This is a genomic window from Pseudomonas sp. ok266, assembly GCF_900110195.1.
In the GTDB taxonomy this organism is placed as follows: domain Bacteria; phylum Pseudomonadota; class Gammaproteobacteria; order Pseudomonadales; family Pseudomonadaceae; genus Aquipseudomonas; species Aquipseudomonas neuropathica.
In genome coordinates this window covers 234,729-247,569 of sequence record NZ_FOCU01000005.1, presented here as the reverse complement: position 1 = coordinate 247,569, position 12,841 = coordinate 234,729, and the positions used below count along the sequence as shown (strand labels likewise).

Genomic DNA, 12,841 nt, shown 5'->3' with positions numbered 1-12,841 from the left:
AGAGAATTCGCCCTCTAACCGAATGTCACACCACGCGCCATGCCTGTGGCCGCAATCACCATCAGCACCAGCAACAACGCCTCGACATGACTGATTCGCGCGTACAGCTTCGCGCGCCCGGTATCGATTGCTGCGCCGCGTGCGGAAGCGATCCGCCACTTGACCAACGTGATCATCGGGGCGAGCTCTACAATCAGGATCAGCACAAACAGCGTCATCTTCAGATGAAACAGTGGCTGATGAAGATAATAGTCAGTGCCCTTTTCAAAGCCTCCAAAAGCCCGCACTCCCCCTGTCACCAGCAGAATCAATGCAGAGATGCCCCATAGGTTATCGGCCAGCAAAACGCGCCGGGGCTCGCCTGAACCGGCAGCAAGGCGACTAAACGCCGTGCCACGCGTCAGTACCGCCCAGAAACCCAAGGCAAATGCCAGCAGATGAACAGCTGCAAGAAACCAATGAACCAGCATCGATACCCCCTCATCGCAGAGTTGAAAATCGGCCAGTCAGTAGTAGTTGAAAAAACCAGGATGTGCCTGCGGGGTGTCGCCAGGCCTTCAGGAGAGATCGAAAGGAAAAATTTCAGCCAGTTGAGGCAAATCGCAGGCAAAAAAAATCCCAAGCAGCTGATGGAAGCTTGGGATTTAAAAATGCATAAACCGTGGTGGTGAACGCGGGACGAATGTTACTTAATCCCACGAACAGTAACAACATTTTTTTGATAACTGGCTGGTTAGTAACACTCGTAACCTGTTCAATATCCACACTTTTTCAAAGGGCGCTGGCGACGAACGGTGAATCGTCAACCAACTGCCTGACCCGACGACGCAGAAATTCGATCAGAGGCGGGAGGCACGACGAGGACTTGCGCACGCCATTCAGCAAGGACCGCTAAACGGTGAAGCACGACGCGCAGTGGATCAACAGGCCTCGCATGGAATTTCGAATGCCCTGAGATCGACTAAACGCGAAGTCCAGCTGGCGCCCTGAGGAGGGTTTTGCAAAAGTTTTGCAAATCGCAGACAACAAAAAAGGGCCCACCTTTCGGTGAGCCCTTCTAGACCGCCCAGCAGAGCGGATTTTGTTTGGTAGGCGCGATTGGACTCGAACCAACGACCCCCACCATGTCAAGGTGGTGCTCTAACCAACTGAGCTACGTGCCTGCTGTGAGGCGGCATTCTACGGAATTCCGGAGGGGTGTCAACACCTTTTTTTCACCTAACCCTATGAATATGCAAAATATTTAATTTCGGCTCGCCGACGCAGATTTTCCGGTGGCTGGCGGAGGTTTTTCAACTCGGGTAGGATCGACGCACTCGTAAAATATATTAAACAGAGGCTGCAGGATGGCGAACACCCCTTACCCAGAGTCTTATTACGCTGCGTCGGCCAATGCCGTACCGCCCCGCCCTGCCTTGCAGGATGATGTGGAGACGGACGTCTGTGTGATCGGCGCCGGGTATACCGGATTGTCCTCAGCGCTGTTCCTGTTGGAGAACGGTTTTCGCGTCACCGTGCTGGAGGCGGCCAAGGTCGGGTTCGGCGCCTCCGGGCGTAATGGCGGGCAGATCGTTAACAGTTATAGCCGTGACATTGATGTGATCGAACGCAGCGTCGGACCGAAGCAGGCGCAACTGCTCGGGCAGATGGCATTCGAAGGCGGCCGGATCATTCGCGAGCGCGTGGCCAAGTACAACATCCAGTGCGACCTGAAGGACGGCGGCGTGTTCGCGGCGCTGACGGCCAAGCAGATGGGCCACCTGGAATCGCAGAAGCGCCTCTGGGAGCGCTTCGGTCATACGCAACTGGAACTGCTCGATCAGCGCCGCATTCGCGAAGTGGTTGCGTGCGATCAGTACGTCGGCGGCATGCTCGACATGAGCGGTGGGCACATCCACCCGCTGAACCTTGCGCTGGGCGAAGCGGCGGCGGTCGAGTCTCTCGGTGGCACGATCCATGAACAGTCACCCGCCGTGCGCATCGAGCGCGGCGCCAACCCGGTGGTGCACACGCCGCAGGGCAAGGTCAGGGCCAAGTTCATCATCGTCGCGGGCAATGCCTACCTCGGTAATCTGGTGCCGGAGCTTGCGGCCAAATCGATGCCGTGCGGCACGCAAGTCATCACCACCGAGCCACTGGGTGACGAACTGGCGAAAGCGCTGCTGCCGCAGGACTACTGCGTTGAAGACTGCAATTACCTGCTCGACTACTACCGCCTCACGGGCGACAAGCGCCTGATCTTCGGCGGCGGTGTGGTGTATGGCGCGCGCGACCCGGCGAACATCGAAGCGATCATCCGCCCGAAAATGCTCAAGGCCTTCCCGCAGCTCAAGGATGTGAAGATTGACTACGCCTGGACCGGAAATTTCCTGCTGACCCTGTCGCGCTTGCCACAGGTCGGACGCCTGGGCGACAACATCTATTATTCGCAGGGTTGCAGCGGCCATGGCGTGACCTACACGCATCTTGCAGGCAAAGTGCTGGCCGAAGCGCTACGCGGTCAGGCCGAGCGCTTTGATGCGTTTGCCGATTTGCCACACTACCCGTTCCCCGGCGGGCAGTTGCTGCGTACACCATTTGCGGCGTTGGGCGCTTGGTATTACGGCTTGCGCGACAAATTCGGGATGTAAAAAAGGGCCGCTGAACAGCGGCCCTTCTTATTCAACATAGAACGGTTTCAGAGTTGGTCTCGGGCAATCCCGCTACGGATTCGCAGGATATCCGCCAGCACCGCCAAGGCAATTTCCGCTGGCGTCTTGCTGCCGAGGTTAAGACCGATCGGCGCATGAATCCGCGCCAACTCCGCCTCGCCCACGCCGCCAATTCGACGCAAACGCTCGAAGCGCTTCTGTGACGTCTGCAGCGAGCCCATCACGCCAATGTAGAACGCTTCGGTGCGCACCGCTTCCATCATCGCCAGGTCATCGATACGCGGATCGTGAGTGAGCGCTACGACTGCGGTATCACGATGACAGCCACCGTCAGCAATAAACACCGACGGCAACTGCCGACGAATCTCCACGCCATCCAGCACCACGCCTTCAAGCACCTCGTCGCGCGGATCGCAGAGAATCACCTCAAAACCCAATCCAACGGCAAACTCGGCACACGCCTGCGCCACACTGGAATACCCGGCGAGCAACAAACGCTGCGCCGCGCCGACACGAACGCGCACCCGATCAATCTCACGCTCGATCCGCGCGCCCTGCTCGCGATCAGCGAACAGACTGCGTGCACCGCTGGCCAGATCGACCTCGCGAATCAAGCGGCGCTGACCGAGCAGCGCCGACTCCAATTCACGCAGATGCGCCTGTACCTCGCAGTCGGCGTCAAATTTCTCTACCAGCACATCGAGAATGCCGCCACAAGGCAGGCTGACCCGCGAGCGCGGATCATCACCCTCGCCGTAACGCACGACGCTGACCGCTTCGAGAAACGCACCTTCGGCGACGCGCTCGAGAAAATCCTCCTCGACGCAGCCGCCGGACAGCGAACCGATCCACTGTCCGCCATCGTTCACCGCCAGCAGCGAACCCGGCGCACGCGGTGCCGAACCATAAGTCGTCAGCACGGTGCAGAGCCAGATGCGCTGCCCCGCCACCGACCACTCCAGCGCTCGCCGCACCACTTGTAGATCGAGATGCTGCATGTCAGTGCGCCTTGTGCTCGATGGACGGTGCGTCGGCTTGCAGCTTCTGCACTTCACTCACCGCCAACTCAGCGGATTGACCACCCCAACCTTGACGCAGGTAGTTGAGCAGATCAGTCAGTTGCTCAGGACTGAGCTTGCCAGCGAAGCCCGGCATCGGTTGCATGTGCTCGAACCCGGAAAACTTCTGCTCGCCGATACCATCCTCGATCACGCGCAACAGGTTGCGTGGGTCTTCCAGACGCAACGTGGTATTACCGCGCATGGCCACCGCGATATGCGGCTTGCCTTCGCCACCGACCGCATGGCAACCGGCGCAGACGTTCAGGTATTCCTGCTGGCCGCGCTGGGCGCTGGCGCTGAGTTTCTCGACTGGCACTTCAACGAGGGCTTTGGCTGCCGGCGGTTTGTCGCCGAGCAGGAACGTCGCCATGGCCGCCAGATCGGCATCGCTCAGGCCTTGAGTGCTGTTGTGGAACACCGGGAACATCTCGTTGAACATCGTCCCTTGCGCACTCATGCCGTGCTTGAGGAACGTGCCGAGGTCCTGCTCGTTCCAGCCCCGCGCAGCCAGATCAGTAGCCAGCAAGCTTGGCGCCAGGTAACCATTGAGGATGCCGCCAGTCAGACGCTTGTCCAGCTGCATTGCGCCCGGGAGGCCACGCGGTGTGTGGCATTCGCCGCAGTGACCGAGTACTTCGACCATGTACTGGCCGCGCTTCCAGGCTTCGCTTTTGCCTTCGGCCGGCTCCAGTTTCAGGGCTTTGCCGTACATCATGTTCCAGCCGATCAAGCCCGGACGCACATTAAACGGGAAGCTCAGGCTGGTAACCGGGGCTGCGCGCTCGATCGGCTCGATGGTTTTCAGATACGCATGGATCGCATCCGAGTCTTCGCGCGGCATCAGGTGATACGAGGTATACGGCATAGCCGGATACAAATTCGCGCCATCGCGACGCTTGCCTTCAGTCAGCGCCGCGAAGAACTCATCATCGTTGTACAAACCAATGCCGTGCTCTTTGCTCGGGGTAATGTTGGTGCCGTAGATCGTGCCGAACGGCGACACAATCGGCAGGCCACCAGCGAACGGCGCACCACCGGGTGCAGTGTGGCAAGCCATGCAGTCAGCGGCGCGGGCGAGGTATTCGCCGCGCTTGACCTGATCATCGGCGTGGGCAAACAACACCGGCGCAGCGAGGCCGACCGCCAGGGTCAGGCGAGTCAGAAAAAGCTTCATGCTTAACCCTCCTTGACCAGGCCGAGATCGGTCAGCACGTTGCGGGTAGCGTTGTAGTAACGCACGTACCCGGTGCAACGGCAGACGTGATGGCCGAGGCTGTCCTCGATGACTTGTTCGAGCTTGCTTTGCACGGTCGGCTGGCGCTGCAGCTTCTCGACCAGCACGGTCGCGGCGTTGACGAAACCTGGTGCGCAGTAGCTGCACTGGAAGGCGAACTCGTCGACGAAGCGTTGCTGGATCGGATTCAGCTCGGTGACCTGGCCGCTCTCGTCACGCTTGGCGTGAGACTCGATGGTGCGGACTTTCTTGCCTTCGAAATAGTGCGCGCCGGTGATGCAAGTGCGCACTTCTTCGCTGGTGCCGTCCGGGTTATCGACGATCACCACGCAGGCGTGGCAGATGCCCTGACCGCAGCCCAGGCGCGAACCGGTGAGGTTCTTGTATTCGTGCAGGTAGTCGATCATCGGCAGGTCATCAGGGATGTCCACCGGGCCGACGGATTGACCATTGAGGGTCAGTTGAAGCGGACGGTTAGCCATTGAGGGCCTCCTTGATGCGCGCAGCAGTGATTGGCAGATCGCGAACACGTTTACCGATGGCGTGCGCCACGGCGTTACCGATGGCACCGACGATCGGGATCATCACCACTTCGGCGATGCCTTTGGACGGATCACTTGGCGACAGTGCCGGCAGAATCTCCGACGTCTGTTTCCACACGGCAACGTGACGCGCCATCGGCAAACGGTAACGGTTGAAGTTCCAGTCACCCTCCCCCGGCCCGCCTTCGTACAGCGGCATTTCTTCCATCAAGGCGTGGCCGATGCCCATGGCGATACCACCTTCGAGCTGGCCCTTGACCAGTTCTTCGACCAGCACCCGACCGCACTCGACCCACGAATGGTGGTTGAGCACTTCGACTTCCGCCGAGCCTTTGTTGACCTTCAGTTCGACCAGTGTCGCGACCGGGCTGTAGTAAGTCACGGCAGCGTTGTTCAACTGGACAACCGGGTAATTGATGTTCTGGCGATCCAACAGGTGGAAACCAGCGGTGTTCATCAGCGCCTTCTTCGCCTTCGGCGCGCCATCGCCATATTTCACCGCCAGACCGTCGAGCGGCAGCCGCTCGCGCACGCCGTCGATGCTGTATTCGGCTTCAGCCCAGCTCCAGCGGTTGAATGCGTGAACGGTGGCGCCGGTCACCAGACCACGCTCATGAGCGTGTTTGGCCAGTTCTTCGAAGCTCAACGGTTGCATGCCGTTGGCCGTGAGTTTGCCGTCGACCCAATGCGCATCTTCGCGACGCACCACGTAAGGGTTGGCTTGACCGCCATAAGGACCCTGACGCCAGATTTCCATGGCCGCCGGCCACAAGCCGTTGTTGAACAGCACGCGTGCCGCTTCACGGGTGGCGTGACTGAAGTAGTACGCCGAGTTGGTCGCCGACGAGGCCGAAGCCAGTTTGCCGACCCAGCGCGGGTTGCGCAGCAGGCTGTCCTGCTCGGCCTGACTCATGATGTAAGGGTTGCCGCTGGTGATCAGCTGCATTTCCTTCCACTCGGTTTCGCCAGTCTTCACTTCGTGCGCCGGGCTGCCGAGGAAATCGGCAACCACTAGGGCTTGCGAGGTGGACATGCCGGTGCCGATTTCAATGCCGATGTGGCGCAGAGTGATACGACCGTCAGCCGTGAATTCGATGCTGGCCATCGGCGCTTCAGAACCGGTGCCGAAGTCTTTCTGGCAAATGGCAAAACCGACGCCGTACCAGTTGTCCGGGTCTGCCGCTTCGCGTTGTTTCTTGATCGCGTCGCGGTTTTTCCAGACTTCGTGCACCGAGGCTTTGTCGAGAATTTCATGCAGGCGCAGAGCACCGGCCGGAATCGCGCCCTGGGTGTTTTTCATGCCGGAACGCAGGGCGTTCTTGCGACGCAGATCGATCGCATCGACACCAAGGCGATTGGCGATTTCGTCGACCATCATCTCGGTCGCCGCCATGCTTTGCAGGGTGCCGTAACCGCGCATCGAACCCGCCTCAACACCACGCGAGTGATAGGCGGTGACCTGCAGGTCGTTCTGCGGCATGTAGTAGATCGACTGCGCGGCTGTTGCTCCCACTGCGGCTACGGATGGGCTGTAATTGATCCGGCCGCCACCGTCGACGCTCATTTCGGCACGGAAAATCTTGAAGGTGTAGTCATTCTTGTCCACGGCCAACTGGTAGCGGATGTCGAACGGGTGGCGCTTGATGCCACTCTGGAACTGCTCGTAGCGGTCGTTGGCCAGACGCACCGGCACACCTGCGCCATACAGCGCCGCGAGGGCTGCGTAGTAGACGAAGATGTTGTGGTCTTTGGAACCGTAACCGACGGTGTAACCCGGGTGCATGTTCAGGTTGTCGAGGCCGAAACGCGACGGCGCGATCATCTTCGCGGTTTCGGTCGCTGCCTCCAGCGGGCACTGGGTGGCCACGACGAAATGCAGGGTCTTGGTTTTCGGGTCATACCAGCCGTTGCCGTTGTCCGGCTCCATGGCGGCCGGCTCGATCGACGGGGTCTTGTAGCGCTCGTCGAACACCAGCCAGTTGTCTAGTGGCGTATCGATCTCTTGCTTCATGCGGTCGGCGTAGAACAGGCCGCGCTCGGTCAGGTTGCCGTGCAGGTTCGGCTGGGAATTCCACACCGGACGACGGTTCTTCAGCATCGGGAACAGGATCGAATCCTTGAGGCTGGCGAATTCGTCTTCGTCGGCCGAGGTCGCGCCGCCGACGCGCACGTAGCGGAAGCTGCCGTAGGGGTCGCCTTCGTAGAACGGCGCTACATTGCCATAGCGGATTGCTTTGTCATTGAATTTGAGTTTGTTCTTGGCCTGGCGGAAACGCTCGAAGTCGTTCCAGATCAGGATTGCCACCGGGTGGCCGATGAACATCGGCACTTTGCCTTCTGGCAGCAGTGGATCCGGCGCGTGCTCTTCGGGGAAGACGATGCCGTCCTTGTCCAGATCAGCGGCAGTGACAATGCGGTCAGGCTGCAAGTCAGCGCCAAGCCACGACAGGTCGTAGCCGTCGTAGATGCGGTCAGCCTTGATGGTTTTCAGCAGCATGGCGTGGCCTTGCTGCTCAGGCCAGCCCGGCATGTCCTTGGAACGGATGTCGCGAGCAAAGACTTTGCTGCCGCAGACCTTGGACAGTGCATCGTTGCGCTGACGCGCCTTGCCGTTGTTGCCGAGCCACTTCTCGGACGGCACGGTGACGGTGTTTTCCATCAAGGCAGCCAGCGCCTGACTGCTGAGCGGCGTGAGCGTGACGCTCACACCCGCCACCAGCCCGCCCTGGAGGAACGAGCGCCGGGATATTTCACGGTTGGACATGGATCATCCTCTGGGCGGTTATGTGTCCGCCCTTCTGGTTATCTACTGGGGAATCTCGAGTCTTGCAGAAGCCTTTCTTGGCTAAACAAAAGGCGTGATGACAGTGCAAAGCTGACCGAAAGGTTAACTTTAAAGGTTTCTGCGCTCGCAGCAAACAACCAGTTACAAAAATTTGACTAAAGGATCAGAAAATCAATGCGACGTGGCACCGCAGGAGCTCGTTGAACATACCAACGCTCCCACATGGGGATTTGTGTCGAATTCAGAATCAGGGGGAAGGAGCAGAGGGAAAAGCCAAATTTCAGACACAAAAAACCCCGGTCTTTCGACCAGGGTCTTTGCTATCGATTCCGAATCAGCCAACGGCTGTTTTCGGTGCTTCAAGGCGTTCAGTGGTCCTTGGAGCAGATATGGCGCAGCGGACGGGACTCGAACCCGCGACCCCCGGCGTGACAGGCCGGTATTCTAACCGACTGAACTACCGCTGCGTATCGCTTTGAGCTTGCGCTCAAGTAACTCGTTTTGACTGCAAGCTTCGGTGCTTTGCAATCGCGAACCAGACAAGTCTGATTCGTAAAATATGGCGCAGCGGACGGGACTCGAACCCGCGACCCCCGGCGTGACAGGCCGGTATTCTAACCGACTGAACTACCGCTGCGCGTCGGTGCAGGCACTTTCAGCCTACGCTCTTGCTTATGCAAGTCTCTCGGGGAGTGGTGGGTGATGACGGGATCGAACCGCCGACATTCTGCTTGTAAGGCAGACGCTCTCCCAGCTGAGCTAATCACCCGTTTGCATCTCCGAGGCCGCGAAATTTACGCAGGTAGCGAACCTAAGTCAATAGCAGGATTGAAGTTTTTCTGAAAAAGACGAAATTGTTTCGATCCTGCAAGACCGCCTTCGCGAGCAAGCTCGCTTCCACAGGGGATTGCATTCCAAATGTGGGAGCGAGCTTGCTCGCGAAGGCGTCAGTTCATTCAACGCAAATTCAGGCGAAAAAGGCGACCTATTCGCTGTAGATCATCTTTTTCGTCATGCCGCCATCAACGACGAATTCCTGTCCGGTAACAAACCCGGCATTCCTTGACAGCAACCAGGCAACCATCGCCGCCACATCCTCGACCGTCCCTACCCTGCCCGCAGGATGCTGAGCATGGTCGGCATCGGCCAACGGCTCAGCGCGACGCGCAGAAGGATCACGCGCATCAATCCAGCCCGGACTGACCGCGTTGACGCGAATCTCCGGCCCCAGACTGATCGCCAGCGCATGCGTAAGCGCCAGCAAGCCGCCCTTGCTCGCCGCATAAGCCTCGGAGTCCGCTTCCGACTGCCGCGCACGAGTAGAGGCCAGATTGACGATCGAACCGTTGTGCGCACGCAGATACGGCGCACAGTGCTTGGCCAACAGCATCGGCCCACTGAGATTCACCGCCAGCACCCGATTCCAGTAAGCCAGATCGAGGCTTTCCAGTGTGATGTTGTGCGGATCAGCGACCGCCGCGTTGCACACCAGCGCATCGAGACGACCAAACTGACCCAGCACCTCAGCCACGCCGAGCGCCACCTGACTTTCCTCGGCAACGTCCATGGCAATGAACCAGGCATTTTCGCCCAACACCTTCGCCACTTTCGAACCGCGCGCCCGATCCAGATCGGTCAACACGACTTGCCAGCCCTCGCTGATCAGCCAGGCAGCGATGCCCAGACCGATACCGCGCGCAGCACCCGTGACCAGCGCAACGCGGCCATGGGTACCTGCTGTCGGCGTAGACAACTCGATCACAACGCGGCCAGACCGCGCGCCAGGTCGGCTTGCAGGTCAGCGACGTCTTCCAGACCGACCGCGATGCGAATCAGGCTGTCACGGATGCCCGCCGCTTCACGCTCTTGCGGCGCCAGACGGCCGTGAGAGGTGGTGCTCGGGTGCGTGATCGTGGTCTTGCTGTCGCCGAGGTTGGCGGTAATCGAAATCAGTCGGGTCGCATCGATGAAGCGCCAAGCGCCCTCTTTGCCGCCCTTGACCTCAAAGCTTACAACCGCACCGAAACCCTTCTGCTGACGCTGAGCCAGTTCGTGCTGCGGATGGCTCTTGAGACCGGCGTAATGCACCTTCTCAATGCCGTCCTGCTGCTCCAGCCATTCGGCTAGCGCCTGAGCATTCGCGCAGTGCGCCTTCATCCGCAGGTTCAGGGTTTCCAGACCTTTGAGAAAGATCCACGCGTTGAACGGGCTCAGGGTCGGCCCGGCAGTGCGCAGGAAGCCGACGACTTCTTTCATCTGCTCACTGCGACCGGCCACCACACCACCCATGCAACGGCCCTGGCCGTCGATGAACTTGGTCGCCGAGTGCACGACGATGTCTGCGCCCATTTTCAGCGGCTGTTGCAACGCTGGCGTGCAGAAGCAGTTATCGACGACCAGCATCGCGCCTTTGGCGTGAGCAATTTCAGCCAGTGCGGTGATATCGACCAGTTCGGCCAACGGGTTGGAGGGCGACTCGACAAAGAGCAGTTTGGTGTTGGATTTGATTGCCGCATCCCAACCCGACAGGTCGGCCAAAGGCACGTAATCGACTTCCACACCGAAACGCTTGAAGTACTTCTCGAACAGGCTGATGGTCGAACCGAACACGCTGCGCGAAACCAACACATGGTCGCCGGCACTGCACAGGCTCATCACCACCGCCATGATAGCGGCCATGCCGGTTGCGGTCGCAACGGCTTGCTCGGCGCCTTCCAGCGCAGCGATGCGCTCTTCAAACGCGCGCACGGTCGGGTTGGTATAACGCGAGTAAACGTTACCCGGCACTTCCCCGGCGAACCGTGCGGCCGCGTCGGCAGCGGTGCGGAACACATAGCTGGAGGTGAAGAACATCGGATCACCGTGCTCACCTTCCGGCGTACGGTGCTGACCGGCACGTACGGCCAGGGTATCGAACGCTACGCCTTCGAGGTCGCTGTCCAGCCGACCGGCATCCCATTCCTGACTCATGCTGTCACTCCTTGCCGTATTCTCGAAAATTGAAAGTCAGATACAAAACCGGCCCCTCAGGGCCGGTGATAACTCAGTTGTTGTACAGATCGATGATCGCACTGACCGCCTGGGTCTTGACCTTCGAGGCATCGTTGCGTGCCTGCTCGATCTTGTCCAGGTAAGCCTCGTCGACGTCACCGGTAACATACTTGCCGTCGAACACCGCGCAATCGAAATTCTCGATCTTGATCTTGCCGCCGCCAACCGCTTCGATCAAGTCAGGCAGGTCCTGATAGATCAGCCAGTCAGCGCCGATCAGATCCGCCACGTCCTGAGTCGAACGGTTGTGTGCGATCAGTTCGTGCGCGCTTGGCATGTCGATGCCGTAGACGTTCGGGAAGCGTACCGCTGGCGCTGCCGAGCAGAAGTAGACGTTTTTCGCGCCGGCTTCGCGGGCCATCTGGATGATCTGCTTGCACGTGGTGCCGCGCACGATCGAGTCGTCGACCAGCATCACGTTCTTGCCGCGGAATTCCAGCTCGATGGCGTTGAGCTTCTGGCGAACCGACTTCTTGCGAGCCGCCTGGCCCGGCATGATGAAGGTACGACCGATGTAACGGTTCTTGACGAAACCTTCGCGGAATTTCACGCCCAGGTGGTTGGCCAGCTCCAGTGCCGCGGTACGGCTGGTGTCCGGAATCGGGATAACCACATCGATGTCATGCTCTGGACGCTCGCGCAGGATCTTCTCGGCGAGTTTCTCACCCATGCGCAGGCGAGCCTTGTAGACCGACACGCCGTCGATGATCGAGTCCGGACGCGCCAGGTAGACGTGTTCGAAAATGCACGGGGTCAGGGACGGATTGGTCGCGCACTGACGGGTGTGCAGCTTGCCGTCCTCAGTGATGTAGACCGCTTCGCCCGGCGCCAGGTCGCGAATCAGGGTGAAACCGAGCACGTCCAGCGAAACGCTTTCGGAGGCGATCATGTATTCAACGCCTTCGTCAGTGTGACGCTGACCGAACACGATCGGACGAATGCCGTGCGGGTCACGGAAACCGACGATGCCATAACCGGTGACCATCGCCACAACGGCGTAACCGCCAACACAACGGTTGTGCACGTCGGTCACGGCGGCAAACACGTCTTCTTCGGTCGGTTGCAGCTTGCCGCGCTGGGCCAGCTCGTGAGCGAACACGTTGAGCAGCACTTCCGAGTCGGAACTGGTGTTGACGTGACGCAGATCGGATTCGTAGATCTCTTTGGCCAACTGCTCAACGTTGGTCAGGTTACCGTTGTGCGCCAGAGTGATGCCGTAAGGCGAGTTGACGTAAAACGGTTGGGCTTCGGCCGAAGTCGAGCTACCCGCGGTCGGGTAACGGACGTGGCCGATCCCCATGTGGCCGACCAGACGCTGCATGTGACGCTGTTGAAACACGTCACGCACCAGGCCATTGTCCTTGCGCAGGAACAACCGGCCATCATGGCTGGTCACGATACCGGCAGCGTCCTGGCCGCGGTGCTGGAGCACGGTTAGCGCGTCATACAGCGCCTGATTGACGTTCGACTTACCGACGATACCGACGATGCCACACATGCGACGCAACCCCTACTTA

Annotated in this window: 10 protein-coding genes and 4 tRNA genes; 2 read left to right on the top strand and 12 right to left on the bottom strand. The window is 59.6% G+C overall.

Annotation, left to right across the window (positions count from 1 at the left end):
* Positions 1-14: 14 nt before the first annotated feature.
* On the bottom strand, positions 15-470 hold the full coding sequence (locus BMY54_RS11125; RefSeq protein ID WP_093432117.1) for a DUF2214 family protein: 456 nt from the start codon (positions 468-470) through the stop codon (positions 15-17).
* On the opposite strand from BMY54_RS11125, the gene BMY54_RS29950 reads away from it, so the two are divergent.
* Positions 459-671 (top strand): hypothetical protein, encoded by a 213-nt coding sequence (locus tag BMY54_RS29950; protein ID WP_139213399.1) that lies wholly within the window; start codon positions 459-461, stop codon positions 669-671. The genes BMY54_RS11125 and BMY54_RS29950 overlap by 12 nt on opposite strands.
* A 415-nt stretch (positions 672-1,086) precedes the next feature.
* Here the strand turns inward: BMY54_RS29950 and BMY54_RS11120 are convergent.
* Positions 1,087-1,163: transfer RNA gene (locus BMY54_RS11120), tRNA-Val, on the bottom strand.
* Positions 1,164-1,346: 183 nt separating this feature from the next.
* Here BMY54_RS11120 and BMY54_RS11115 point away from each other — a divergent pair.
* Entirely contained in the window at positions 1,347-2,630 is a 1,284-nt protein-coding gene (locus BMY54_RS11115) for an NAD(P)/FAD-dependent oxidoreductase (RefSeq protein WP_093432114.1), read from the top strand.
* 47 nt (positions 2,631-2,677) lie between these two features.
* Here the strand turns inward: BMY54_RS11115 and BMY54_RS11110 are convergent, their stop codons facing one another.
* The 10 genes from BMY54_RS11110 to purF form a co-directional block, all read right to left on the bottom strand.
* Positions 2,678-3,649 (bottom strand): XdhC family protein, encoded by a 972-nt coding sequence (locus BMY54_RS11110; protein ID WP_093432111.1) that lies wholly within the window; start codon positions 3,647-3,649, stop codon positions 2,678-2,680.
* 1 nt (position 3,650) lies between these two features.
* Positions 3,651-4,886, bottom strand: a complete 1,236-nt coding sequence (locus tag BMY54_RS11105; protein ID WP_093432108.1) for a c-type cytochrome — start codon at positions 4,884-4,886, stop codon at positions 3,651-3,653.
* A gap of 2 nt (positions 4,887-4,888) precedes the next feature.
* On the bottom strand, positions 4,889-5,428 hold the full coding sequence (locus BMY54_RS11100; RefSeq protein WP_038369461.1) for a (2Fe-2S)-binding protein: 540 nt from the start codon (positions 5,426-5,428) through the stop codon (positions 4,889-4,891).
* Positions 5,421-8,252, bottom strand: coding sequence for a xanthine dehydrogenase family protein molybdopterin-binding subunit (locus tag BMY54_RS11095; RefSeq protein WP_093432105.1), 2,832 nt, complete (start codon positions 8,250-8,252; stop codon positions 5,421-5,423). Before BMY54_RS11095 ends, BMY54_RS11100 begins: the two co-directional genes overlap by 8 nt.
* Positions 8,253-8,663: 411 nt before the next feature.
* Positions 8,664-8,740: transfer RNA gene (locus BMY54_RS11090), tRNA-Asp, on the bottom strand.
* 93 nt (positions 8,741-8,833) lie between these two features.
* Positions 8,834-8,910, bottom strand: a tRNA-Asp gene (locus tag BMY54_RS11085).
* Positions 8,911-8,966: 56 nt separating this feature from the next.
* Positions 8,967-9,042: transfer RNA gene (locus tag BMY54_RS11080), tRNA-Val, on the bottom strand.
* Between the two features lie 216 nt (positions 9,043-9,258).
* A complete protein-coding gene (locus BMY54_RS11075; RefSeq protein WP_093432102.1) occupies positions 9,259-10,035 on the bottom strand; it encodes an SDR family oxidoreductase in 777 nt (258 codons plus the stop codon).
* Complete coding sequence (locus BMY54_RS11070) at positions 10,032-11,243, bottom strand: O-succinylhomoserine sulfhydrylase (RefSeq protein ID WP_093432099.1); 1,212 nt, start codon at positions 11,241-11,243, stop codon at positions 10,032-10,034. The genes BMY54_RS11075 and BMY54_RS11070 overlap by 4 nt, the downstream gene beginning before the upstream one ends.
* A 73-nt stretch (positions 11,244-11,316) precedes the next feature.
* Positions 11,317-12,822 carry an amidophosphoribosyltransferase gene (gene purF, locus BMY54_RS11065; protein ID WP_016984539.1) on the bottom strand — a complete coding sequence of 502 codons (1,506 nt, stop codon included), beginning with the start codon at positions 12,820-12,822 and terminating at the stop codon, positions 11,317-11,319.
* Positions 12,823-12,841: the final 19 nt, after the last annotated feature.